The 26,560-nt window shown below is 31.5% G+C and carries 22 protein-coding genes and 2 pseudogenes; 18 read left to right on the top strand and 6 right to left on the bottom strand.

Features of this window, described 5'->3' with window-relative positions:
• Positions 1-4: 4 nt before the first annotated feature.
• The 15 genes from NOVO_09225 (at position 5) to NOVO_09155 (ending at position 18,071) form a co-directional block, all read left to right on the top strand.
• Positions 5-637: a conjugal transfer pilus assembly protein TraW gene (locus tag NOVO_09225; protein AIL66154.1), complete on the top strand. Its 633-nt coding sequence runs from the start codon at positions 5-7 to the stop codon at positions 635-637.
• Positions 630-1,619, top strand: a complete 990-nt coding sequence (locus tag NOVO_09220; GenBank protein AIL66153.1) for a conjugal transfer pilus assembly protein TraU — start codon at positions 630-632, stop codon at positions 1,617-1,619. The genes NOVO_09225 and NOVO_09220 overlap by 8 nt, the downstream gene beginning before the upstream one ends.
• Entirely contained in the window at positions 1,604-2,263 is a 660-nt protein-coding gene (locus NOVO_09215; protein AIL66152.1) for a conjugal transfer pilus assembly protein TrbC, read from the top strand. The genes NOVO_09220 and NOVO_09215 overlap by 16 nt, the downstream gene beginning before the upstream one ends.
• Positions 2,263-3,516, top strand: coding sequence for a hypothetical protein (locus NOVO_09210; protein ID AIL66151.1), 1,254 nt, complete (start codon positions 2,263-2,265; stop codon positions 3,514-3,516). The genes NOVO_09215 and NOVO_09210 overlap by 1 nt, the downstream gene beginning before the upstream one ends.
• The gene (locus NOVO_09205) at positions 3,501-4,868 is read left to right on the top strand and encodes a conjugal transfer mating pair stabilization protein TraN (protein AIL66150.1); all 1,368 of its coding nucleotides are present in this window, start codon (positions 3,501-3,503) and stop codon (positions 4,866-4,868) included. Before NOVO_09210 ends, NOVO_09205 begins: the two co-directional genes overlap by 16 nt.
• Before the next feature lie 5 nt (positions 4,869-4,873).
• On the top strand, positions 4,874-5,644 hold the full coding sequence (locus tag NOVO_09200) for a conjugal pilus assembly protein TraF (protein AIL66149.1): 771 nt from the start codon (positions 4,874-4,876) through the stop codon (positions 5,642-5,644).
• Positions 5,637-7,019, top strand: coding sequence for a conjugal transfer pilus assembly protein TraH (locus NOVO_09195; GenBank protein ID AIL66148.1), 1,383 nt, complete (start codon positions 5,637-5,639; stop codon positions 7,017-7,019). Before NOVO_09200 ends, NOVO_09195 begins: the two co-directional genes overlap by 8 nt.
• 1 nt (position 7,020) lies before the next feature.
• Positions 7,021-9,804, top strand: a complete 2,784-nt coding sequence (locus NOVO_09190; GenBank protein ID AIL66147.1) for a conjugal transfer mating pair stabilization protein TraG — start codon at positions 7,021-7,023, stop codon at positions 9,802-9,804.
• 38 nt (positions 9,805-9,842) lie between these two features.
• Positions 9,843-10,202 carry a hypothetical protein gene (locus NOVO_09185; protein AIL66146.1) on the top strand — a complete coding sequence of 120 codons (360 nt, stop codon included), beginning with the start codon at positions 9,843-9,845 and terminating at the stop codon, positions 10,200-10,202.
• Entirely contained in the window at positions 10,195-12,105 is a 1,911-nt protein-coding gene (gene traD / locus NOVO_09180) for a DNA transport protein TraD (protein ID AIL66145.1), read from the top strand. Before NOVO_09185 ends, traD begins: the two co-directional genes overlap by 8 nt.
• Positions 12,106-12,116: 11 nt before the next feature.
• Positions 12,117-13,160 carry a hypothetical protein gene (locus NOVO_09175; GenBank protein AIL66144.1) on the top strand — a complete coding sequence of 348 codons (1,044 nt, stop codon included), beginning with the start codon at positions 12,117-12,119 and terminating at the stop codon, positions 13,158-13,160.
• A gap of 65 nt (positions 13,161-13,225) precedes the next feature.
• Positions 13,226-16,141: a Multifunctional conjugation protein TraI gene (traI, locus tag NOVO_09170; protein ID AIL66143.1), complete on the top strand. Its 2,916-nt coding sequence runs from the start codon at positions 13,226-13,228 to the stop codon at positions 16,139-16,141.
• A 9-nt stretch (positions 16,142-16,150) separates the two neighbouring features.
• On the top strand, positions 16,151-16,366 hold the full coding sequence (locus NOVO_09165) for a hypothetical protein (protein ID AIL66142.1): 216 nt from the start codon (positions 16,151-16,153) through the stop codon (positions 16,364-16,366).
• 437 nt (positions 16,367-16,803) lie between these two features.
• Positions 16,804-17,157 carry a hypothetical protein gene (locus NOVO_09160; protein AIL66141.1) on the top strand — a complete coding sequence of 118 codons (354 nt, stop codon included), beginning with the start codon at positions 16,804-16,806 and terminating at the stop codon, positions 17,155-17,157.
• The gene (locus NOVO_09155) at positions 17,151-18,071 is read left to right on the top strand and encodes a hypothetical protein (GenBank protein ID AIL66140.1); all 921 of its coding nucleotides are present in this window, start codon (positions 17,151-17,153) and stop codon (positions 18,069-18,071) included. Before NOVO_09160 ends, NOVO_09155 begins: the two co-directional genes overlap by 7 nt.
• A 116-nt stretch (positions 18,072-18,187) precedes the next feature.
• Here NOVO_09155 and hin_4 read toward each other — a convergent pair whose 3' ends face one another.
• The 6 genes and pseudogenes from hin_4 to hin_2 form a co-directional block, all read right to left on the bottom strand.
• Positions 18,188-18,748: a DNA-invertase hin gene (gene hin_4, locus NOVO_09150; protein ID AIL66139.1), complete on the bottom strand. Its 561-nt coding sequence runs from the start codon at positions 18,746-18,748 to the stop codon at positions 18,188-18,190.
• A gap of 653 nt (positions 18,749-19,401) precedes the next feature.
• Positions 19,402-19,854: pseudogene (locus tag NOVO_09140) on the bottom strand (DNA-invertase hin_3).
• Positions 19,855-20,154: 300 nt separating this feature from the next.
• A pseudogene (locus NOVO_09135) lies at positions 20,155-20,661 on the bottom strand (putative ParA protein).
• A 418-nt stretch (positions 20,662-21,079) separates the two neighbouring features.
• Entirely contained in the window at positions 21,080-22,228 is a 1,149-nt protein-coding gene (locus NOVO_09120) for a hypothetical protein (protein AIL66138.1), read from the bottom strand.
• Positions 22,229-22,252: 24 nt separating this feature from the next.
• A complete protein-coding gene (locus NOVO_09115) occupies positions 22,253-22,648 on the bottom strand; it encodes a hypothetical protein (GenBank protein AIL66137.1) in 396 nt (131 codons plus the stop codon).
• A gap of 173 nt (positions 22,649-22,821) precedes the next feature.
• Positions 22,822-23,388, bottom strand: a complete 567-nt coding sequence (hin_2, locus tag NOVO_09110; protein AIL66136.1) for a DNA-invertase hin — start codon at positions 23,386-23,388, stop codon at positions 22,822-22,824.
• Between the two features lie 501 nt (positions 23,389-23,889).
• On the opposite strand from hin_2, the gene NOVO_09105 reads away from it, so the two are divergent.
• Genes NOVO_09105 through NOVO_09095 form a run of 3 tightly spaced genes read left to right on the top strand, consistent with a single transcriptional unit; the run spans position 23,890 to position 26,342 of the window.
• Positions 23,890-24,537, top strand: coding sequence for a Plasmid partitioning protein ParA (locus tag NOVO_09105; GenBank protein AIL66135.1), 648 nt, complete (start codon positions 23,890-23,892; stop codon positions 24,535-24,537).
• Positions 24,530-24,865, top strand: coding sequence for a hypothetical protein (locus tag NOVO_09100; protein AIL66134.1), 336 nt, complete (start codon positions 24,530-24,532; stop codon positions 24,863-24,865). Before NOVO_09105 ends, NOVO_09100 begins: the two co-directional genes overlap by 8 nt.
• Positions 24,866-24,902: 37 nt before the next feature.
• Positions 24,903-26,342 carry a Plasmid encoded RepA protein gene (locus tag NOVO_09095; protein ID AIL66133.1) on the top strand — a complete coding sequence of 480 codons (1,440 nt, stop codon included), beginning with the start codon at positions 24,903-24,905 and terminating at the stop codon, positions 26,340-26,342.
• Positions 26,343-26,560 lie beyond the last annotated feature (218 nt).

The raw sequence follows: 26,560 nt of genomic DNA, 5'->3' as shown, positions 1-26,560 counted from the left end.
TAATATGCGTGGTTACTTAGTAGAAATATGTTTTTTATTATTATTTATGTTTGTTCTAATTAAGTTTAGCTACGCTAAAGATTTTGGGGTTCAGGGGCATATATTTCCGATCATAGAAGAGGATATTTTAAAGTTAATAGAAAAACGTTTATCTGAATTAGACATGGAGAAAATAAACCATGATATGCAAGAAAAAACAAAGGATTATATTGAAAATCCAAAATCAGTCGCAGGCATTAAAACTGCTAAAGAATCAAAGATATTTTACTTTGATCCCACGTATGTTTTAAAAGAAAATATATATGATCATGAAAACAATTTACTTCATAGTGAAGGCACTAAGGTAAATCCTTTAGAACAGGTTTCTTTAGAGGAGAGTTTATTATTTATCGATGGATTAGATGAGAGACAAGTGAATCTTGCTCTTAAATTAGCAAAAGAGAAAGATAATAAGGTAAAGATAATACTAACATCTGGTAGCCCGCTAAAACTGCAAAGAGAGCATAAAAAATGGATATATTTTGATCAAGGTGGAATTATCACGAGTAAATTATCAATTATTGAAGTACCAGCTTTAGTAGAGCAGGAGGGAGTAAATCTTAAGATTAGTATCTTAGGGGAAGATAGTTATGAGTAAGGGGTTAGCTTATTTTTGTCTTATCATACTATTTATATCTACAAATATAACTATCTCACATGCTAAAAGATGTACAGGTCATTTTGTAAATCCGATCACAGATATTAATTGGAAATGTTTATTTCCAATTACGTTGGGCTCTATAGAAATAATTGGAAGTGATTTAGTAGATACTAAGAATCCAAGTTCTCCAATATGTATTTGTCCAAAAGGAGGAGTACCAGTGCCAGGTATAGTGGGTGGCTTCTTTGAGCCTGCTCGAATGGTTGACATATCAGCTGAACCATATTGTTTTGTAAATATGGGTGGTATGAAGATTGATATGGGGATGGAGAGGCATCAAGGTGGAAGACCTAAAGCATCAAGTAGTCAAATATCAAGATGGTATGCTCATTATTATATATATCCGATAATATATTTGCTTGAGATATTTACAGATTTTGTGTGCTTACAAGAAACCAACTTTGATCCGCTGTGGATAACAGAGCTTGATCCAACGGGTCTAGATGATGAATTATCAGCTATATTACATCCAGAAGCATTTTTATTTAATAACATAACAGCACAAAGTGCCTGCAGTGTAGACTGTGTATCAGCAACTTCTAAGGGTAAGCCTGTAGATTCATTATACTGGTGTGCTGGATGTCAAGGTACGATGTATCCTATGAATGGCAGTGTTAATGCTCATATAGGAGGGATACAGGCGTCTTTAAATGTAGCAGAAAAAATTACATTTAAACTACACAGGCAAGGAATGGCTCATGAGTCAACTAGTTCTGATGCTAATAAGATATGTACAAAACATTTAGCACCGCTGATGAAAAAAAGTCATTATAGGTATCAGCTTGTAAATCCAGATACATCTAAATGTGCTCCATTTGGAAAAAGCACTAGTTTTTTTGAGGCAAATAAAGAAAGACCTATTATAGGTGAGGATTTCGGCTATTTGCTATGGAGGAAGAAATCATGCTGTATTTTTTAGCTATTGCATTTTGTATGAATATATTTACTCCTTATAACTACTTAGATGCAGCCGAAATACTAAGTACAGAGGAGTTAAGACAAATTGAGAAGAATGTAACAAAAGAAGCAGAAAAATTCAAACAAATAGCTCAAGAGGTAGAAGTAAAAGTAAAATCTAAAGACCCTGTTATAACAGAAAAAACAGAAAATCCAAAACAAACACAAGATAAAAGCAAGTTAGTAGCAAATATACTTAATAACTATAATCAAGTCCAGAAGGGTAGTTGTGATGCATCCGATCGAGAAGGATTTAGAATATTTGTTAGTTTTAGTATGCCCAAGGGGTTACTAAGAGATTTAGATCAAGTAGCTCGTAAGATATCAGCAAGGTTAGTAATTAGGGGCTTAAAAGATAATAGCTTTAAAAGTACTATAGATTATTTAAAAGCTGGTAATGACAGCATTATCATAGATATTGATCCTGAAGCATTTGAGTTGTTCGATATTCATCACGTACCAAGCTTTGTTTTAAGTAGAGGTAATAGCTATGATAAGTTAGTAGGTAATGTCAGCATCCCCTATGTCTTAAAGGAGTTTGCAAGCTCAGGTGATTTAAAGCACTTAGTTACCTTATACCAAAGTAGGATAGGGAGAGATATCTAGTGCAAACATACTGTTTAAATTTTCTTAAACTCTTTCAACAATCTTTTAGTATTTTTGCGCATATTAAGATGGTGGCTAGATGTGTTTTGGATTGTTTGGGATTCGTTTTTGTAAAAATTGGTTTGATATGTAATATCAAAAATAGAAATACGTTTATTAGCTTTCATATAATATTATTTAAAGTTGTAATATTTTGTCATTCTACATCATACGCGGAGTCATTACCAGAATTAAATCAATATTTTACTGATGATAAACTTAGAGAACTACTTGGAGTAGAGAATCTAGATATTAAGGCAGTAGGTGTAAGCTTAGAGGAAGCTGAGAGTATGGGAGCAGAATTGCGAGAAGGTGCATCAGGAGAGGATAAACAAGAATGTAGTAGGTCTTCTTGTGATGTTAGTGAAGCTTTTAGTACTGAGTCTACGTTAAATAGGCAAGATAGGTTAGATGAGCAAGGATATATACGTGATGCAAGTGGTAATATTATTAACAATAAAGGTTACTTAGATAAGGTCCTTTTATTTAGTAAGCAAGCAGAGAAGGATTTTGATTTTTTAAGAGGAGGGTATGTTAGCTGCTCTGGCAAAGAAGAGAGTGTGATAAGCAAATCAGAGCTTATTTGTGATAAATATTATGACAAGAAGGCAGAAACTTGTTTTCCAGCACAGATTGTTGAGATTGATCCAAAGTATAATTATGAGTGCTTGAAGAAAAAAGAAATTAAAGAAAAAAGATGTATTTATAATCTAACTACTCACTGTACTCAAAAAAGCTTTTTGGATGCACCTTTTGAGTCATTGATTAAAATTATAAGCTACAGTGATCCAAGTAGTAATTTAAGTAGAGAATATAGGTTTAGTGGAGCAAGTATCAACATAAATACCGTATGGGGGGGAAATAATATTCGAGCCTTTCATACCTATAGACGTTACATAAAAATTAGTATACCAGCAATTAATGAGCTTGGATCATTTAGACTTAGTAGAGTAAATATAGATGATCATTTAAGAGTATTTGTAAATGGCAAAGAAGCATACAGAACACCAAGATATGGTGAGGGTGATGTAGGAGCTCAGGAATATTCGCCTAATTTAGAGTTAAGGCATTTATTAAAAGCTGGGATAAATGATATTGAGCTTGAGATAGTTATTCAAAAGTGGGGACATTGGGGGGTACAGTTTAGTGTTTCAAAGTTATTAGATTGTAATCAATGGTCTGATAGTTGGGTAGAGCAATGCGATTATATATAATAATACTCCTCCTCCTTAGTTCTTCTGTTTTTGCCTTTGAGGCAGAAAATTGTAAAGCTTTAACTGAGAAAGTCTGTACAGATTATTCCAAGAAACAAGTCGATGGTTTTAATGTAACCAAATGCTGGAAATATGAGCAAAGAGAAATATGCGAAGGTAAGGAACAAAATTATTGTAAGATTTTTGAAGATAACAGAGGCTGCGATGAAATAAGTGGAACTTGTTTAGAAAAAGAGCAACTTGGAATCTGTAAGATATTTAGTAAAAGATTTGCGTGTGGTGATAAGCTAGAAGCTAAAGAAGAAACAAAGCATGTTAGAACCGACTATAATATTTTACGAGATGAGAAAGATCTATCAAACTGCAGCGATCGGGAGATTAATAAAAATTGTGAAGTAGCAAAAGAGATATGTATAGAAGGTGCGTCTACTAGAAACATAAATGGTAAAGATGTTTATAAGGATTGTTGGAAGTGGGAGAAAAAATATATATGTAATACGGGTAGTTATATCGATGAATGCAAGGAATTAGCGGCTGATAATAATTGCCATCAAATATCAAAAGAATGTCTACACTTAAATGTTAAGAGTAAAGAGTGTGATCACTATGAGATAAAATATCAGTGTAATGAAGAACTTAAAAGTAATAAAGAATGTGTAGCAAGCAAATATTGTATAGGTGATAGGTGTAAAACGAGTCCAAGATCACAGCATAATGATTTTGCTTACAGTATAAGTTATTTAAGTATTCTAGCCTCACTTAAATCAAATGAGCTTGAAGGCTGTAAATGTCCAAATAATAAGCAAAACTGTAATCCAAATGAAATAGATACTAGTAGCTGTAAGTTTTTTACAGGAGATAAAAATCGGTGTCGTAAGTATACAGGTGAGTTTAACTGCTGCAGTGATAAAGGTTTTATACGTCAGTTAGTTAAATGTGATCAAGGCGAGAAGGATTTATTTACAAAGAAGAAGTCAAAACTATGTCATTTTGTCGGAAGCTGGAAAGGAAAAGGAGTAAATTTCTATAAGAAAAAGCAATCATATTGTTGTTTCAAGAGTAAGTTATCAAAGATTATTCAAGTTGAAGGTAGAAAACAGCTTAATATAGGTTGGGGTAGTAAAAAGAATCCAGATTGTCGTCCATTAACACTTGCAGAGTTAAGACGTATAGATTTTAGCAAAATAGATTTCAGTGAATTGTTTGGTGATTTAGAGGAACAAGCTAAATCTAAAGTAAAAGAAACAGCTGATAAGATGCGGGATAGCATAAAGAGTCCAAGTAGTTCTAATATGCAGCAGATGGTAAATAAAAAGATCCAAAACTTTTATAAAAATGGGGGTGGTAAGTGAAGCGAATGATCTGGGCTTTTATATATTTCTTTTCCTTTTTTCTTTTTCAACTTGAAATGGTACACGCATTTAAATTTACGCCTGAAATATGTGAGAAATACGGACTTGGTAAAAACTGGTATTGTGAGAATAATAAGCAAGTTAAACCAGATGAGCCAACTTTAGAAGATATAATGAGTTCAAGCAGTCCTGCTGAACAAAAAGCTGCAGAATTAAAAGAGTTATGGGATACTAATTTAAAGCGTGCAACAATTACAGGTAGTAAAGAAGATTTGGAAGGGTTTTTAAAAGTTCATAACTTTATAGTAGATAAGGGGATAGACTTTTCAAGGAATGTACAACGTATTATAGACACCTCGCCTGTTTATGCAAATAATGAGAGCTACTATAAAAATGTAGTTGAGTCAAAACTAAGGGAAGATAGTTATGAGCACCTACTATACGGGGCAAGTAGTAGATACGGACTTGTCTTTATTTATGACGTTTCCTGCCCATATTGTGCTCGTCAATTACCAATATTGATGGATTTTAAGTCAAAATATAACTTTAAGATTCTCGGTATAACAACGGGGGATGGAATTTTTAAAGGATTAGATGAGAATAAGATAGATGAAAATATTGCAAATGATTCTTTAGTTGAAGCATATCCAACTATTATATTAATAGATCGGTTAAACCCTGCAAAGATATTTATCTCTAAAGGATTAATTACACTTGATAAGCTTGAGGAGAAAATCGCAAGAAGGATAGAAGATAGAGAGGTAAGTAGTGATTAGTTGCTTAAGAAATATTCTTTTATTTATGTTAGTTACAAATAGTGCTGTAGCATCTGTTAGTGAGGATTTAGCAGGTATTTGGAGTTCACTTGGTGCAGAGACAGTTACCAATGAAGCTCATTATTATAAGGGCCAAAAGGGAGGACACTACACACTTGGCTCAATGTATTTTGCAAGACAAAAAAGAAATAGGCCAATTATCAGTGTTAATCCTCCAGAAATAGATTTAGATAAAAGCTGTTATAGCCAAGGAGTATTAAACTTTGGAGGGATATCATTTATCTCAGGTGATGAGCTAAAGAGTAAGATTACTAATATAGCAAAGGGTGTTGGGTTATCCTATGCTTATTTAGGTCTAAATGCAGTTAGTCCAGTGCTTGGTGAAGTAGTACAAGAAGTATATAGTAAATTACAGGAGCTTGGAGGATTTTTAGCAGATGAGTGTCAGGTTGCAAAACAGATTGTTAGTTTTGCAGGAGATAAGCCTGCTCAATTTGCTGAAAAAGCTAAAGATATTGTTTCTCGGTTTAAGTTATCTAGCGGTAAAACAGAAGATCTATCTGGAAGTTACAGCAAGTTCCCAAAAGGTAAAGATAGTGCACTAAAAGGAGCTGCAGAAAAAGATGAGAGATTAATATTAGAGGATGTTAATCTAGCCTGGAGAGCAATTGATAAACTGAAAATAACATCTAATGAACTCAAAGAAATGATGATGACCATAAGTGGTACAGTAATCATTAAATCTTCAGGTACTGATAAATCTATGCCCAAGGTACAATATATTTCATCTACGGTAACAAGTCCTAGTGTTCTTGAAGCTTTACTTAAAGGCAATAAGGATATGAAGCTGATCAGCTGTAGTGACACTATAAAATGCTTAGATGTGGTAGAAAAGAATGTTCATATAACAGAAGATAAAAGCTTTGAGCGTAAAGTAACAGACTATTTAGATTTAATAAAGAAAGCCTTAATTGAAGATAGTGAACTTGAAGCTTCTGCTCAAAAGTTTTTAGCAAATGCAGGTCTTCCTGCTTATGCTATATATGATGTACTTTATCAATTTACGCAAGGTAACCCAGAATATGAACAAGGTATATTTGTAGAAGTTATTGCTTGGAATATCTTATATAATTACTTGGCGGACATGCTAAGAGAAGTAAATGAGGCAGCAAATAACCTTGAGCTAGCTGCAAGTAGTGAATTAAAAGAATTTAGAGATTCCATAAAATCAGCCCAGCAATTACTAAATAATCACGAACAAAAAGACCTATCCAGATATAAGTTACAGCTATTCTTAGTAAAAAGGGCTGAGAATATGGAACATGCAATGGCAGATGAGATGTCAGAAATCATATCTTATGCAAGGAGTAATTAATATGAATGAATTTGATATATATACTCTTGGCTCTGGATATTACTTAGAAAAAATCTTAAATGCTATTCGTATCATTATACAAAATCCAGATAAGAATAGTTTTACTTCAATAATGAAGTTTTCCTCAATAGGTGCAATAGTTGTACTTGCTGTTAGGGCTGGTTTAAATAATGATTTTAAATCAGCAGTAAAATGGTTCATAGGTGTTACTGTACTCCTCAGTTTATTTTTAACAACTAAAGCCAAAGTACATATCCATGATATGTTACCGAACTCTTATGGTATTGTACAAGCACCAAGGACAGTAGATGATGTGCCATGGGGTCTGGCGTTACTTGGCTCTACTACTTCTCAAATAGGTAATTATTTAGCAGAGAAGTTTGATATGGCATTTGCTGGAACATTTGTAAATTCAAGTTACCAAGAAACAGGAATGCTATTTGGTAGTAAGATTGTAGAGGATATTAGTAAGCTTAGGATTGATGATGCTAACTTAAAGAGTTTTGTATCTAATTTTTACAAAAGATGTATGGCCCCTGATTTACGCATGGGTTATAACCGCAAAAATGGATATGTAATAAAAGACTTAGTTGATACAGATGACATTCTAACTCTTTTAAAAAAACGCTCTTCAAACGCAAGGATGATTAATTTTGATATTAAGGCAAATTCACCAGTTAATGATAGCAACTCTACAAGTAAAAATGATAACGTTAAAGAAAGCTATATATCCTGTAATAAAGCAGCTAATTACATCGCAGGCAAATTAACCGAAGAGGTAAATAAGAGAGAATCAGTACTTGCTAAAAGATTTACCTCTTATTTTTTTGCAGACAAGCAAGAGATAGATGCAAATAAAGTATTTGCAAGTATTTTAACTAATAGCTATGGACTCTTTCTAAAAAAAGATAGCAAAGATGCTAAAGATACATTGCTACAAAACATTATGATTAACTCAATTGGAGATAATGCAGCTAGTTATAACAAGTCATTTAGTAGAGCAGCAACAGAAGCAACAACTAGTTCAGCTTATTATGCTATATCACAAATGGCACAGAAGTTTGTTCCAATTTATCGGGCAGTATTAGAATGTATATTATATGGGATATTTCCGCTAATACTTATTTTAATGGTAACGCCAATAGGTCTTGAGGTGTTGAAGAACTATGGATTTGGTTTTATCTATCTACAGATGTGGCAGCCAATGTATGCAATATTATTTTGTATAGCAGGGGCTTGGGGTAAATATTATGCAAGTGGTATAGATAGTTTAACTTTCGCTAATCAGCTAAAGATAGCGCATATTAATAGTGAGATATCAGCAGTAGCTGGCTACATGCTGGCACTTATTCCGATACTATCAGTATTTGTAACTAAGGGTATGGTATCAGGTATGGGTAACTTAGCAAGCTCAGTATTTTATATTCCACAAACAGCAGCAGTAAATAATGCAGAACAAGCCATTAAAGGTAATTATCAAGTTGGTACCACTCAAATTGATACTCATAGCTATAACAATACAAGCAGTAATAAATATGATGATAACTATTCGTGGATGAGTGGCATGAAGTCATTTGCGATGCAAAGTGGTGCTCAGGAGAAGATGTTTGCTGATGGAAGAACAGGTATTGACAGTACTGGAGCACTGAGTAACTTAGGTGGACTGATTAAGATAGACTGGCAGAAAATGATGGGTAATAGGTATGATCAAAGCATAAGCGATCATATGAGTAATGCAAGTAGATATGCAAGTTCGTCAGTAGAGAGTGCAACATCAGGTTACTCAAAGCTATTTGGGTTTGATCAGCATTATAGTCAAGGTAGTAATACGCACCAAAACTTGATGAAAGGCTTCAGTCAAGAGGACAGACAGTCCATCAATGAAGCCAGAGATTATGTAGAAAGCTTTGCTAAGGAGCTAAAACTGGATAGAATGGATGCTTTAAGGTTAGCCTTTGGTACCAAAGGACTTCCAGCATCTATTGAAGCAAGTACTCTGGGTCAAAAGAGTATGTCAAATAATGAATCTCTCAAATCAAGTAGTACTAATCAATTAGCTAACTCTCTAAGTAAAGTTGAAAATATTGTATTATCTAATCAATACCAATCAAATGATAGTGTGAGTAGTAGTATGCTAGATAATGTTAGAAGTGATTTTAATGAGGCTAGAGCTGCTAGCTTTGAAGCATCTAAATCTATGGATCATGTTCACAGTTTACAGCAATCAAAAAGCAACTTTGAGCAAAATAGTGCAAGTATTAGCCAAGATTATAATAATAAATTTGCTGAAGATAAAATCAAAGAATATGGAGCTGGAGCTACAGAACAGATGATACGTGATAATCCTGATAGAACTTATCAAGAAGCAAGTAAGTGGCTTGATAATAGATTAGCTCTTAATAGTAATATCTTACAAAAAGACTTTACAGATAGTAATGAGATTATGCTATCCTCTAAACAAGTTAAAGATCGTCATTATGCACAAAAAGAAGAATTAAAAATTTATAATCAAAATAATATCAGAGAAGTTGAGAATGTATCTCCAAAGAATTTTAACAATAATATAAAAAAGAAGACAGAAAATACTGATTTAAAGCAAGAAGTATTAAGTTTGCAAACAGCAACCGACCACACATTTGCACATAAAGAAAAAACTTTATCTATAATAAATGAATCTTTAAAGCAAAATGTAAAAGAAAAGAACAATGATTCTGCTTCAAAAACTGTATATGATGCGGTATCTAGACCAGATCAAATAAAGCTGAATATAAATAATAAAAAATAAATTATTAATACTCTTATCAACTTATTAAAAAGGTTTTTATGGTCGACATTAATTTTACTCTAAGAATGAATAAACAAGAAAAATCAGTCTTATCAAAAATCTCTAAGAAATTAGATATGACTATTACTGATTATATCAAGCAACGATTGTTTCTAAGTAATCCTGATATTACAGATCAAAAATTCGTATATGAGACGGCAATAAATGCAAAGCATGATTATTTGACGATGGGAATGTTGCAGGAGGTATACTTCATGTTGAAGTGGCTTGTTAAAGATCATCTAGAAAATCAACTTGAAGATGATGAAGAAGTACAAGAATTACTTAGTTCTTTTCATAGGGCTGCTAAAGAAAGTGTTGCCAAAAATGGATACTTGAGGGTTGAAGCAAGTGAGTGATTTTATCCGTGGAGGACAGGTAACTTTCCATAAGTTTCGGATGCTTATGCAGGTAAGTAGGGTACTTACTAGAATAAGTCTTGCTTTAATAATTTCATCATTTGTTTACTGTTATTATAAGGATTTGAACCATAATGAATGGAGAATAGGCTTTGCATGGATAAAAAGAGATCTTTTTAAAACTAGCAGCATTGATAGTAGTTTTACATATATTAGTAAATATGGGTATCAGAAGACTACTACTCTACATAATCTTGATTTTGATCCTTATGTACTTGAAGTAGTTCGTAAATTCGAGCTTACCTTTGGTAAATCGCTAATGCTTTCTTTGATTATGGTATTAGTAGTTATTGGAGGTGCCATAGGTTTCTTTTGGTTTAAGGGAAAGCATTTGAGAAATGTGAATAAGCAAAGAGGAATCTTTCCCTTAAAACCTAAAGAGCTTAAAAAAAAGCTCCTAGTCCATAATAAATTATTTAAGCGTTATATTCCATATAATCTTGCAGATTATCCCTATCCTGTTAGTGGAAATAAAGAATCATGGTGTTCCGGAGAACAGTCTCATACGTTAATTATTGGTTCCTCTGGAGCAGGTAAAACTACTATTATAAGAGATCTTGTCTATCAGCTACATAAAAGAAAACAAAAAGCTATTATTCTTGATATGAAGGGGGATTTTATCAAAAACTTTTATGTAGAAAAAAGAGGTGATGTTATCCTAAACCCACTTGATCAAAGAGGAAGAAACTGGTCGATATTTAATGAGACTAATCCATTAAAAGGATTTTCAACTATTGCTAAATCGTTACTACCTAAAGAATCTAAAAGTGATCCTATTTGGATTGAAGCAGCAAGGGGAGTAGTTGCCGAACTTGCTAGCCTATATTTTAATGAGAACTTATCAATGTCTGAGTTTGCTGATAAGATATTAAAGACTGAGCTTAGTACTCTATCTACGTTACTTGAGAAAACTCCAGCTTCTAAGATTATCAATGAAGATATTGAAAAAGCTGCCTTATCAGTACTTATGGTATTAAGTACTTATTTAAGACCACTTAAACTTTATAGGAAATCAGATAATTGCTTCTCTATTACTGAGTGGATAAATGACTCAAGTCAAAATAATTTTTTATTTATCAGCTCAAAGTCTGATGTAAAAGAAGATCTTAATCCATTAATATCTTCTCAAGTTGGAATAGCCATTAATGCTGTAAGAGCCTTAAAAGAATCAAGTAATACACCAAAGATCTGGTTTATTATAGATGAGCTTGCATATTTTGATCAAGGCATAGCAGGTCTTCAAGAAGGCCTTGCAAGTGCTAGGTCATATGGAGGATGCTTTGTACTGGGTACTCAAGATATAGAGATGATTGAGAAAATATATTCGAAAGAAGTAGCAGCATCAATTGCAAATAACTGTAGTAATAAGATATTTATGAAAGTAGCAGGAAAACATAGCGCAGAATGGTGTTCTAGTGCCTTGGGTGAAGGTGAGATAGAAGAATGGAATGAAGGATATTCTTATGGTTCTCATGAGATGCGAGATGGGATATCGGTTAATAAGAGGCAGACTGTACGTAAGGTGGTACTACCATCCGAGCTAATGTCGCTTAAATCTGGAGAAGGATATATAAGTTTTTCTGGATTTGAGCCGGCTAAATTTAAGTTTAGGAATGCTATATTTGAGAATATTGCTAGTAGTTATAATGAAAATAGTGAGTTAATGGAACTCTTTAAACAAGAACTTATTGAGGCAGCTCAAAAGAGAAAAGAGATTGAGGTTGAGCTAAATGCTCAAGAAAAAAAGGGTAATAATGAAAAGCAAATAAAACTTTCAGAAATTAAAAAAGATATTAATAAAGAGAAAAAACAATCTAAAATACTTGAAAATAATTGGGATTAATGGAGTACTTAATGACAAAAAATAAAATTACCGACACAAAACAATTTACAGAGTTCTTTGTTGCAATCAAGGAAAAGGTAAAAAGTGCACAATATACAGCACTTAAAGCTGTGAATAAAGAGCTAATAAGTCTCTACTGGGAAGTCGGTAAAATTATTGTTCAGAAACAGGCTGAACAAGGTTGGGGGAAATCAGTTGTAGAATTACTGGCCAAAGAATTACAAGCAGAGTTCCCTGGAACTCAAGGGTTTTCAGTAACTAGTCTTTGGAGAATGCGTAATTTTTATTTAGCATATCATAATGATTCAAAACTCGCGCAGGCTGCGCGAGAAATTGCTTGGACCCATAATTTTGTTATAATTGAAAGATGTAAGGACAATTTAGAGCGTGAATATTACATACAAATTGTCAGAAGAAGCGGATGGTCACGCGAGACACTAATGAGAGCTATTAAGAATCAATCCTACGAAAAGTTTATATTAAATCAAACCAATTTTGAAACGAAACTTTCACCTGTTATGAGCAAGGAAGCAAAGCTTGCATTAAAAGATGAATATTCCTTTGACTTCTTGGAATTAGGAGAAAAACACGCAGAACGAGATTTAGAACGTGAACTTCTTAATAATATACGTCGCTTTTTAACTGAGATGGGACATTATTTTACCTTTGTCGGGAGTCAATATCGTATTGAGGTAGATGATAAGGAGTTTTTCATAGATCTACTTCTATATCATCGTAAATTACGCTGTTTAGTTGCTATAGAATTAAAGAGAAAAGAATTTAAGCCTGAATATTTAGGTAAAATGCAGTTTTATTTATCTGCATTAGATGATCTAGTAAGGTTAGACGATGAGAATCCTTCTATAGGAATTATCGTATGTGAAGAAAAAAGTAGGACTATGGTTGAGTATACTTTAAGGGATGTCAATAAACCAATGGGAGTTGCAACTTATACAACTGAAGAGTCATTACCTAAAGCTTTTAAGGGATTACTACCTTCTCCTGAAGAGATTGCCCATCACTTAAGAGTTTTTAAGGAAGAAGAAAATGAATAAACTTATATTATGCAATTATGTCAACAATGTTGACATATTTGCAGTTATAAAAAAATAGTATTTATATGCTTTCGGTCAAAGCTTTTAGTAGTGCAGGTGCAGCTAGTAAATATTATAGTCAAGGCGATTACTATGGCAGTGAGGGAGAAGGTATTTGGCTTGGAAGTGGTGCTAAGGATTTTGGGCTAAATGGTAACTTTACTGCTAAGATTGATAAATCCTTCAATAACTTACTAAAAGGTATATTACCAGGTGGTCAAGTACTTGGTAGAAAAACCAAAGAAGGTATTGAGCATAGGCCTGGTGTGGATCTGACTTTTTCTGCTCCTAAGAGCTTTTCTATTGAGATGTTAGTTTTTGCAAGTCCTGAGAAAAGAAAATCCTTGGAGCATGCTTTACTTAATAGCGTCGATAAAACTTTAAGTTATATAGAAAAGCAAGGCTATGTTATTGTTCGCAGAGGTCAAGGTGGAAAAGAAAGAGAAAAGATTAATAAACTAACATTTGCTGGTTTCCTACATACAACAAACCGTAACTTAGAACCACAAGCTCATATTCATACTTTCCTTGCAAATGTAGCTAAATGCTCAGATGATAAGTACCGTAGTATTAATACAGATATACTATTTAAGAAAGTTAAATTACTTGGGCAGGTCTTTAGAAATGAGCTGGCAATTGAGACTAAAAAGCTTGGATACCAGATAAATACTAATATGCTTTCTGATGGTAGTAGTTCTTTTGAGCTATCACACGTTGATCCTAAACTTATAGAGGCCTTTTCTACTAGACGCAAGGATATCGATGAAATATGTAAACTCCGAGATATTAAAACTAAAGAAGGAAGAGATAAGGTAGTTATTCACTCTAGAAAAGCCAAAGAGCAAATAGATGAATCAAGTCTTAAATCTCTTTGGAATGAAACTGCACAAAAAGTACAGAATGATATTAACCAAACTAAAGTGAATAACCATAATAAAGAATATAGTAAAAACGTTAATAATCTATCTAAGTTAAAAGAGGGTATTAGTAATGTTATTCAGAAATTGAGTAATAGATATAGTTTACCATTAGATACAGCAGATCAAAAAACTGCAGCGATTGATATAAGAGACTTAGCTCTGTTATGTATAAAAGATGTTTCCTATTATAAGTCTGTGTTTACAAGAAATGAACTTGAAGAAAAATGTCTTAAATATAGTATTGGTTCTTTTAGGGTCCAAGATATTGTATATGAAATAGATGAATTTACAAAATCAGGGTTCTTAATAGCTAAAGATAATATGCTAACTACCAGGGAACTATTTGATAAGGAAAACATAATACTTAAATGTGCAGAAAATGCTATCTGTTCTTCAAAATCTATAGTTAAAGATAAGTGTTTTAATAAACATTTAGATAAATTTACAAAAAGAGAATTAGCCAAGAATCAAACCTTTAAAGTAAATGATCAGCAAAAAACTGCTATTAAACATATTATGACTTCTTCAGATAAAATAGTAACTATGGAAGGATTACCGGGAGTTGGTAAATCTACTGTACTTAATGCTATTCGTGATATCTCAGGCAGGAAAGTAATAAGTTTAATTGGTCTTGGAGAAAAGTTTAAAGGATCTGCACCTACAGCTTCTGCAGCTAAGACTTTAAGTGAATCTGCTAAGGTAGAAGCTAAAACTTTACATAGTTTTTTAGCTAAATATCAAGGTTTTATTGAAGGCAGAGGGAAAGAATCTCTCCCTGCTATGAAAAGAGAGTATAAAAAAACTATTATATTTATAGATGAAGCATCCCTTATTTCCACAAATACTATGTTTAGATTATTAAAGCTACAGGAGATGTTTGGTTTTAGGTTAGTTATGACTGGTGATACCAAACAGCTTGGCTCTGTAGAAGCTGGTAAACCTTTTGAGCAAATGCTAAATATACTAAAACCTGTAAAGTTAGATCAGATTGTAAGACAAAAAGACAATTCTCATAAAGAAGCAGTACTTGCTACTAGTAAAGGTGATATAGTTAAAAGCCTTGATATACATAAAGATAATATTAAGCAAGTTAGCAAGAAATTAAATAAGATGGTTGAATCTTCTACTGCTTTATATCTGTCTTATAGTAAGTTAAAACGTGATAAGACTTTAATTATATCTCCAACAAGAATACTTAGAGATAAAATCAATGAAAATATAGTAAATAACCTTAAACAATTGAATGAGCTAAGTAAAATAGATAACAAGGATTATATATTTACTACCTATAGAAACCAAGATATGACTACAGCTGATTATAGCTTTGCTCCTGCCTTTAAAAAAGGAGAGGTAATAAAGTTTAATGCCAGATATAGCAATGGCATTGCTAAAGGTGATTATCTTAAAATCAAGGATATTAATGAGATTAGTAACAGCCTAATCTTAGAAAAAGAAGGTAAGAGTATTGTTTTTAACTTAAAGAAGAACGTTGATTATTCTAATAAAATGGAAGTATTTTATGAGCGTGATATAAAGCTATATAAGGGATTAAAAATAGTCTTTACTAAAAATAATAAAATACATGGTTTAATTAACTCTGAAACTGGCATAATACAGAACCTGGACAGTAAAAAAGCTACTTTAAGACTAGAAGATGGTACAACTAAGACTATACAATTAGAGCATCTTAAACATATAGATTATGGTTATGCAGTAACTGTACATTGCTCACAAGGTAAGACAGTACAAAATACTATTGCGGCAATTAATAACAACAAATTGCTCAGTAATCAAAAGATGTGGCTAGTAGCCACCTCAAGGCACCAAAGTAAGTTTACTGCAATTGTAGAAGATAAAAACAAACTACAGCAATATCTAGTAAGTAATAATGGTAAAGAAACATCAGCTATAGAATTTAGTGCAGGTATTAAAACTGATAAAACGCTAGATAGAGCAAATAACTTGCAAGAAACACCGAATAATAATAAAATAAATCAGGTAAAAGAATTACAATCTGTGTAAGTAGTATTTATGTATAAAAAAATTATTTTTGATTTACTATCTGCAATTGCTGCTTTTGCATTTGTTTCGGATTATAAATTTATATCTTTTATTATTTTACCTGTCTTATTATTTATGCATTATAAATACAAAATTCATGTTCCTCATGAAACAGCAGACCACATATATGATCCATCATATTCTAATTATCCAGGAAATATATATCGTTCTACTAAAATTGATTAAGTATGCTAACATCTTCCTAAGTTATGGTTGCAAAAATACCTTTCTTATTTTGTTTTCTAAAAATATTTTTTATAATTAACCAAAGCAACAAGAGTATAAGAAAACAATATTATTAAACTTTTCTAGATGTCATTAAGACGTCTACTATAATCCTTTTATTTTAGAGGTTACAAACCTATGACGTCAGCAAGACGTCTATATTTTGATTTTACTGACGTCAATAAGATGTCTAACTCAACGCCTTATAATTCTTAACTTAGAAGGCGATGCACCAGGGGTGCGATTGGTGTGACAACAAATTTTTAAATTTGTGCTAACTAAAACAGCTATGCTGTCATCAATTTGACTTTCTTTAATTGTATATTTATATTCAACTCTTTATCTATTTTATAATAGCCTATCTGGCAATTGAAGATATTACTTATATAGTTTATTACATGAAAAAGATTCTTAAAAAACCATCAACTAAAACTTCAACATCTTCATCCACAAAATCAGTGGATAGAATCTTAGATGGTATAAACTTAAGTTCTCCCCCTTCCCTACTCAGATTTATTTCTAATAATAGATATTATAATTTATACATTCACTATAATCTTTTTGGTGAACTCATCATTACTAAGAATTGGGGTGGATTATTTAATAAAAGAGGTGGGGCTAAATCTGAGTATACCTTACCTTCTAACTTGCCAAGCACCCTTAAATCTATTATTAATACTAGGTTAAAACATGGCTATAGTTTAGCTAATATTAACAATAGACATATTAACTTAAGTGAACATTCATGCTAGATAATAAAAGAGACCAACCTCATGATAGTTATATTAAGTCTATGATGAGTCATACTAAAGTTGCTAGGGATTTCTTTGAGCGTAGACTTCCTGAGCATATCAAGAAGGCTGTAGATTTAGATTACCTAGAACCTTGTAAAGAAACATACTTTAATAGTGATTTAAAAAGGAAAGAAGTAGATTTATTGTTTAAAACTAAGATAGCAGGTAGTGAAGGTTTCTTAAGATTACATGTGGAGCATCAGTCTACCATAGATAAAACTATGCCTCTTAGGATGCTTGATTATACCTATAAAATAATGACAGAATATTTTAAGAACCATAATAAATTACCTGTTATTTATTCTGTAGTGTTATACGCAGGCAAAAGACCATATAATGCTCCTACTAATCTTATTGAGTTATTTGAAGAAAATCAAAGAGAATTAGCAAAAGAAATGCTAATTAACCCATGTAATCTTATAGATTTAACGTTAGCTGATAATGAATCTTTAAAAGAGTCTCTTTTAAGTGGTTTAATGGAGTTTTTACTGAAAAATATCTTTACTTCTGATATATACCCAGTGTTATCAGATATCTCTAAGGAATTACAAAGACTTGAAGTATTAGATATAGAAATATTGATGACATTATTAAAATATGTTAGTATAGTAAATACGGATAATGTAGAAAAAATAGAAAAATTTATAGAAGAAACTTTAATAGATAAGGATAAAGCTATGGGAACTCTTGCAGAACATTGGTTGCAACAAGGAGTTGAGAAAGGAATTGAGAAAGGAGTTAAGAAAGGAGTTAAGAAAGGTATGCGCCTGGTAGCTCTGAATATGCTTAGGAAAAATATCGATAAAACAACAATTTCTGAAGTAACTGGTCTTTCTCTTTCCGAACTACTTAATCTTGAGGGAGATATTTAATTCTTGCTCCCCTTCCCTTGTTTTTATATCTAGTAGCATTGTATTCAGTACTGAATTAAAGGCTCTTGCGAAGGGCCTAGATCTCATCTGGTTTCTTAAGGTACAATACTAAATTATTAAATATCTTTTTTTAAATATTGATAAAGAGTTTCTCTAGTAATGCTATATTCTCTAGCAATACGAGATTTTGGAATCCCTAAATCTAACTTTTCCTTTATTTGTTGTATTTGAAGGTCATTTAATTTGCTTTTTCTTCCTTTATATAAACCTTTTTGTTTAGCAAGCTCAATTCCTTCTCTTTGTCTTTCTCTAATTAAAGCTCTTTCAAATTCTGCAAATGCACCCATTACCGATAATAATAAATTAGACATTGGAGAATCATCTCCGGTAAATACTAAATTCTCTTTAATAAACTGTATCTTAATATTTTGACTGGTTAAACTTTGGACTAATTGCCTTAAATCATCTAAATTGCGAGCTAACCTATCCATACTATGGACTATGACAGTATCACCTTCCCTTGCATAATCTAATAAAAGTTTTAATTGTACACGATCAGTGTTTTTACCAGACACCTTATCAATAAATATTTTATCTAATTTAATACTTTCTAACTGACGATCACTATTTTGATCATGACTACTTACCCTAATGTAGCCAATTTTTTTTCCTTCCATATTTCATATCCTATAGTCTGATTTAATGTCAGGTTTTGAAAATACTATTATCTCATATTTATGTCAATATAATATCTAGACCTTTTTGCAGACATGTCCAATAATAATAAAATTAACTCTATTCTGATATTTTTTACATTAAATCATGTATGTCAGTATAGGGTATACCCTATACTTATATATACTGTAAAAAACATGTCTATAGTATATTTATATTTTTAAATAATAGTAACACTTATTTATAGGAGTTAAGAATAATAAACCATTAGAATAGTTGAGAAGGTCTTTTAACAATCTAATAAATTATCAGTAATAGGTCTAACTTGGGTCTGTTGCCACTGTACTTATTATAGCACTTGCTTTCTTGATTATTGGAAGAAGGCTTGGATCATTAAAATTAATAATCTTTATATTACTCAACCCAAGTGTATCCGTAATATTACGTCTAGATGTACAATAAACGGTCCAATCTCTTTTTACTTAACTCCTCTAATAAAAACTTTGATACATATCCATAACCAAAAATAAGTACAGTTTTATTCATAAATTCTATAGGTACTTTTAATCTTACATACTTAAGGTAAGTTACTATTAAAGTAACATTAACTCTACTTTTCACTTTTTTAATCAATATAAAATATATATTTTTATCATTATTCAATATTTAGTATATTATCTAAATTATAATAGAGGGTGGTTCTTTTAACATTAAAGGTTCTGCATATAGCTGCTTTACTTACTCCTGATTTTAAAGCTTCGTTTATAGCATGCATCTTCTCTAATAAAATCACTTTCGGTCTCCCTCCCCTCTTACCTCTTTGCTTGGCTGAGGCTAGCCCTGCCATTATTCTTTCTTTAGTTAGAGAATGCTCATATTGAGCTTATGCTCCAAATACACTAAATAAAAACTCTCCATGCGGAGTTGTTGTATCCATCTGTTCTGTTATAGATTTAAATCCTATATTTATTTCTTTAAAAGTATCAATGAGAGTTATTAAATGAGATAATGATCTTCCAAGTCTATCTAATTTCCAAACAATTAAACAATCTCCTGTTTTTAAGTATTTTAGGGCTTCTTGTAATCCTTTCCCCTCTTCTGCTAACACAACTTAAAGTTGTAGTTAAGCATTTATCTAAAACTGTACATGGGCCTAATACTAACTAATAACAAACAATTATATTAATCTATATAAGTAATCTTATTTTCTTCTATATTTAATCTCATTAGTTTGAATATCAAAACCTAATAACTTAAGACCTTTGAGAATCAATGATCTTTCTGTTTCCTCTGGCTTATCAATAAGGTATTTCTTCATTTACACTTTTTTAATTTCTTGGCGCTATAGCCACTATCCTTTCATATTTTATATCATTTGTCTTAATAGTAATTTCTTCTTCATTCTTACCTACCTCTTCAATTTTAACGGCTGTAGATCTCCTCGTATATGTCGTGAAATAATTGTACCTTGTTGTGACATTGTAATAATCATCCTATAATTTATAGGCTTATGTTTACGTTCTAATGTTTGATTTAACTCCTGTACTAGTTGATAGGTTTCTACTGCTGATGTTAAATCATCAGCTGATGGTTTTAAAGGTATTATAGACAAATCGCTTGCAACAAGTGCTTTGATTGTTGTCCTATTTCTAAATCCACCGGTGTCTATGATTATAGGATAATATTTGGATTTCAGTTCTTCTATGACATTAAAAACATTCTCTTCTGGTTCTGCAACAATATATATATTCTTCAAAACCTAATCTTCAAAATTTCTTTTTATAATACTCCCTTGAGGATCGGCATCTATAACTGCTGTTTTGAACCCACTTTGAGCACAATGACATGCGATACTTCTTACTAAAGTAGATTTACCAGCTCCTCCTTTAGTGCTTGCAACGGTAATTATGGGCATATAAGTTTCTCCATTATGTACTGCTTTCCCAAAAGTTAATGCCGTTTCGTTCTAGGAATGAGAAAATTATTAATAATAGACTGATTATTAAAGATGAAATGATTGGCGACAGCATTAATAATTTGTATGGATAATATTTCAGAGTTTTAATGGTCATATCACACTCCTAATCTTCTTTTTAATAAATTCTGAGTAATGTTTTTTGAATTATACAATTCTTTCATAATTGCACGAAGATAAGATTTCTTAGTATCGAAAAGTTTTTTCAATAAATTAGTAAGCATTATCTTACCTCAGGTATGAAAATAAATAGCAATATTTTTAAACTTGCTGAAAAACAGCTAGATACACTAAATAATCTTAAATTAGCAACAAAGAGACTTATCCTTACAAGTGCAAGGGACAAAGTCCCTTAGAACTACAATTCATCCTTTAAATTATTATTGTCTACACCCGCAAAAGTACATATCTCATCTAGCTTTGCGTTTAGTGGTGATGATGCATCTCTAAATTCAGATAAACTATGACACTGCTTATCAAGGACTGTTAGGTAGTTTGGATCATAATCTGGATTCTTCTCTATACTAAATTCTCCATCCCTATGCCATGATCCCCTTATCTGATTATTTGGTAACATATCTGATGCATAAAACACTTTATCCTCAGTCATACTTTTTATAGTAAAAATTATCTCACGATTATCACCATTCTCAAGACAATACTGCTTCTCAACTTCTTTATATTTATTAAACATTTCAGCAATAGAGTTACCATAAACATTTGGTCTAAACGTACCAGAATAAGCTATATACTTATAGGAAGTATTATCATTTAATACAAAAGCAAGATCTAAATCCTTCATTAACTGAGTAAACTTAGCATATTCTTCTGCAGCTGAATACTCTCCTTTATGAGCACGAAACTCCTCTACTTTCACTTTACTTTGCCTGATAATAGCTTCTAAATCTATATTACTACTTTGTGCTTGGGCTTCTCTTATTCCATCTAGAATATTCTGCATCCTTGTAAGTCCATCTATATAATTATGAGTATATTTATCCATAATTGTATGATCTAAATGACCATCAATACCAGGAGCCCATAGTTTTTTCTGATCTAAGATCGGCTTTAGATCTACTCCGATAGATTTTGCAAATAAATTAGCAACTGTATTACTATTTTGTACATGACATATTGACTCAGAACAACCAAGTACACTTAAAGCTAGCTTATAATCATAATTACCAGCATTTATCTGCTTACCGATTTCCCACATCTTTTCCATCTTATCCTGGATTTCTATGTCTGTTCCGGTAATTGTGTAAAGTTTTACTTTATTTGATGGGTTAAAGTCTCCATCAAATAATTTTTGGTTCTCTTTCGTATAGTCAGCATAAACTACCTTTAGATCATTAGTAAATGATGCAACAAAACCAGGGCACTCAGGACCTGATCTTAAAATCTTTTCATTACCTTGACTATCAGTACTCACTAAATAAAGATGTTGGGTAAAGCTTAATGGTTTTTTTACTGGTCTTGCAAAAATTTCAATTGTTGATGATGTCATAATTTTTATCCTCTTTATCAATAATTAAATAACAAACCCTGTATATGTTGAACCAAAAATTTCTATTAATTTATGATTTTTATCACCCATAAACCATATCTCATAAACTTGAAAAGGAGGTAAACTAAGCCAACCGCTCTCATATTCACACCAATAGATTATGTCATATTTTTTCATGTCATGCGACATATCTTCCTCACCTGACCTATCTTTACACCTTGCCCCAGATTGCTCAAATAATTTCATCATTTCTCTTATATCTGAACCTAAAGGAAATTGTGTCTTAAGGACAGTATTAAATTCTTCGCGATTCTTATAACTTTCGAATTTTAAAGGCCTATTATCTAGCCAATCTTTAATAAATATATATGCTATTAATATGGATATTAGTGTAGCTATCACTATTAAAAACCTCTTCATGAAAGTACCCTCCTGCTTCCTGTCTGTATCTTGCGCATATCTTCTTCCAAAATATTACTCTAATATATCACAAGATTTTCGATTATTATATTAATATTCTTTTATAGTATAGAGATTCACTTATCACAGGCAGATTCCCCCGGTAGAATCACTCTGTGTAATTTATTAACTTTCTAGAGTGAAATATATCTATAAAAAGTAGCTCTAGAGATCTTTAAGATGTTACAGATATCGTTGATGCTCATATTATGGTTCTCATGCATCTTTTTAGCTGTTAGCACTTTGGGATTATTAGATAATGTTTTCTTTCTGCCCCCTAACCTTCCCCTTGCTCTTGCTGCATTAAGTCCTGCCCTTGTTCTTTCTTGGATTAATCTTTTCTCAAATTGGCTAAGTGATGAAAATATATTAAACACAAATTCACCAGATGCTGTTGTCGTATCTATAGGACCATCACATAGAGATTTAAAAGCTATTCCTTTCTTTTGGAAATCATTGATAAGAGATACAAGATGTATCATTGATCTTCCTAGCCTATCTAATCTCCAAACAACAAGAGTATCTCCTGCTTGTAATTCTTCTAGACATTTATTTAATCCTGGTCTTTCAGATTTTGATCCTGATACTTGATCAGTAAATATGTCTTTACTATCACAACCAAAACTCTCTAGAGCATCTATTTGCATTTTTAGATTTTGATCATTTTTACTTACCCGAGCGTAACCTATTTTTCTATTCATGAGATTTTTCTTACTTTTATGTATTATTATGAGTAAATAGTACTATGATTAATGAGATAACAATATAATATATAAATAACCATTATTTTCAACTAGAATTTTTCTTCTCAAAAAACGGTCGTTTAACGAGACATTCTACATACTCTATTTTTACATATATTATAATGAATTAATAAACACCCCTCCTACCCTACTCACTCAACAGTATTACTATAAAACCCTATTCAAATATTCTAAAAAGAAACTTAATATATAGTGAATTAATTTGTATTAGGGTTAGGCGCGATGAGCAAAACCTACAAATAGTAGGTGAGCAAAGAGTAACGACATCCCTAATACAAATTAAAAAACTATAACATAGTATACTATTGTAATATTAACTCTGTTTATCAATAAAAATAATATTTAACGTATAATTATTTGATATTTATCTTTAAGTATATACTATAATAGTATATACTATACTATATTATAGTCATAACTTAATAAGGATGTATTTCAGTGATAATAGTTGTAGGTAGTGAAAAAGGCGGTACAGGAAAAACAACAATAGCTACTAATTTATCAATAATTAGGGCTCAAAATGGTTGCGATGTGTTATTAGTAGATGCAGATCCTCAGAAATCTTCAACAGATTTTGCAAGCGTACGCGATGCCGAAGGTCATCAACCAGAGATATCTTGTACTTCTATTACTGGCAAAATATTGGGAAGCGAATTAAGAAAACTGAGAGATAAATATGATGATATTATTGTAGATGTGGGGGGCAGAGATAGTGCTTCCTTAAGAAGCGCTCTTCTTGAAGCTGATATAATGGTTATTCCATTTTTACCAAGCCAATTTGATGTATGGAGCATGGAACGACTAGATTTAGTTATAGGCGAGGCAAAAACAATGAATGAAGAACTTAAAACTATAGCTTTTCTTAACAAGGTTGATTCTTATCCAAACAGTCAGCTCGTAGAAGATGCAAGTAAATTATCAACAGAGCTTAGTAATATTAATTTTTCTAAAATAAAAGTAGGATATAGAGTGTCTTTTAGAAGGTCTGTAGCAGAAGGACAGGCTGTAACAGAAGTCACAAAAAAGGATGAAAAATCTATAACAGAAATAATGAATTTATATAAAGAGGTATTTAAAAATGCGTAAAAGACCTATAGATGTATCCAAAGCAGAAAAATTTATCAATGATTCCTCTGCTGAACAAACAAAGGAAGGACTTGATGAATTGTATAAATGTGTTAAAGGTAATGTTTGGCCTTTACAAGACACAACCGACATTTGTACCTTAGCAGAAGGTAGTAATTTAAAGAAACCTATTTTAATAAATACTAATGAAAAAGAATGGCTTACCATTGAAAGGCATTTAAAAGATTTAAATGTATCAGTCAAGACTGAGTGGTATAAAAATGCTATTTTTAAAACTATAAAAGAAGAACAAATTATGTGTCTTAAGAAGACAAAAAACAAAATGTAATAGCATATATTATACTAGTATAGTATATATTATAAAGGTGATTAGGTTGACAAAAGATTATACACATAAGAAGTCTCTTACAGTACAGGAAGAACCTCAAGATATTGGATACATTGCTCGCGCACTTGTTTCAGCATCTTTACCTCACTCAAAACCCAAAGGTTTAGTATATAAGAGACAATGTAATAATTTCACTCTTTCCATTATTGGTAATGATGAGGCTGGTGGTATACCCTATGGATCTTATCCAAGAATAATACTTTCTTGGTTGTCTACAGAAGTTTTTAAAAATAAATCAAGAGAAATTATTCTAGGAAAGAGCCTAAGTAATTTTATGAAAAACCTAGGTATATCTGTCAGCGGAGGTAAGTGGGGTACTCTTTCAAGATTCAAAGACCAAATGTGCAGACTATTTGCTTCTACTATCACATGTACTTATCATGATGCTTCAAATGGCAAGTTTATTTCAACAAAAATTTCTATAGCAGATAAAACTAGAGTATTTTGGAATCCTGAAAATTTTGATAACATAGATGTTTTTAATTCTAAAATTCTATTAGGGGAAGAGTTCTATAATGAAATATTATCAAATCCAGTTCCTATTGATATAGAAGCTGTACAGATACTAAAAGATAGTTCTCTAGCCCTGGATATTTATTTTTGGCTTACATATAGAATGAGCTACTTAAAGAAACCTATATTACTTAACTTTGAAACTTTGCAATCCCAATTTGGAGCTGGTTATACAACTTCACGTCATCATAAATACGAATTTAAACGAAAGTTTATATTACAATTAGAAAAAGTTTTGGAAGTATATAATGAAGCTAACGTAAATATCTTAGATTCAGGTATTTTACTATCTCCTAGTAATACTCATATTAGAATGTCTGACAGTATCAAGGATAAAAATCAAACTATTATAGAACAAGATGATTTATATCACTCTCTTAAAAATGACTTTTCACTACCAGAAAAACAAATTCTTAATTTGCTCGATACCTATGAGAAAAGCATTATTAGAAATGCTATAGAACATACTGTTGAACGTTTGAATTATAATAATACTAAAATTAATAACATAACAGCATATTTAATTTCCGCTATAAAAAATTCATTATCACCTAGTACCCATACGCTTGAGCATAATGAAAATAATAAACAAGATATAGACCTATTTTTACAATCAATTGATAATGATCATGAAAAACAAGTATTATTAGTATTATTAAAGCAATATGATATTCCTATATTTAAATCGTGGTTTATGAAAATGAGAGTTGATACTATTACTGAACGTGAAGTTGTTTATGTTTGCAAAACAGACTTTATAAAAGAATACTTATTAGATCATTATAAAGAAGATATCTTATATGCTTGGAAGCAAGTTTGTCCTTCTTTAGAAAACTGCATTTTTCATTCTATAAGAAATTATGCCTCCCGATTAGAAGAAGAGAGTATTTGTATTAATAGTTAATACAAGTATATATAAGAGAACATGTTATATCTATTTATAATAGCGTTTTCTAGGACTAATGTGTCGTCTAATAATGCGTAATGTGTCGTCTAATAATGCGTAATGTGTCGTCTAATAATGCGTAATGTGTCGTCTAATAATGCGTAATGTGTCGTCTAATAATGCGTAATATCTAATTCTTCAGGACAAAGTAATCATAATCGCTAATGAATTTATAT

The organism is Rickettsiales bacterium Ac37b (assembly GCA_000746585.2).
GTDB lineage: Bacteria > Pseudomonadota > Alphaproteobacteria > Rickettsiales > Arcanibacteraceae > Ac37b.
Note: the sequence above shows the minus strand (reverse complement) of the source record. Positions and strands in the feature narration are given on the sequence as shown.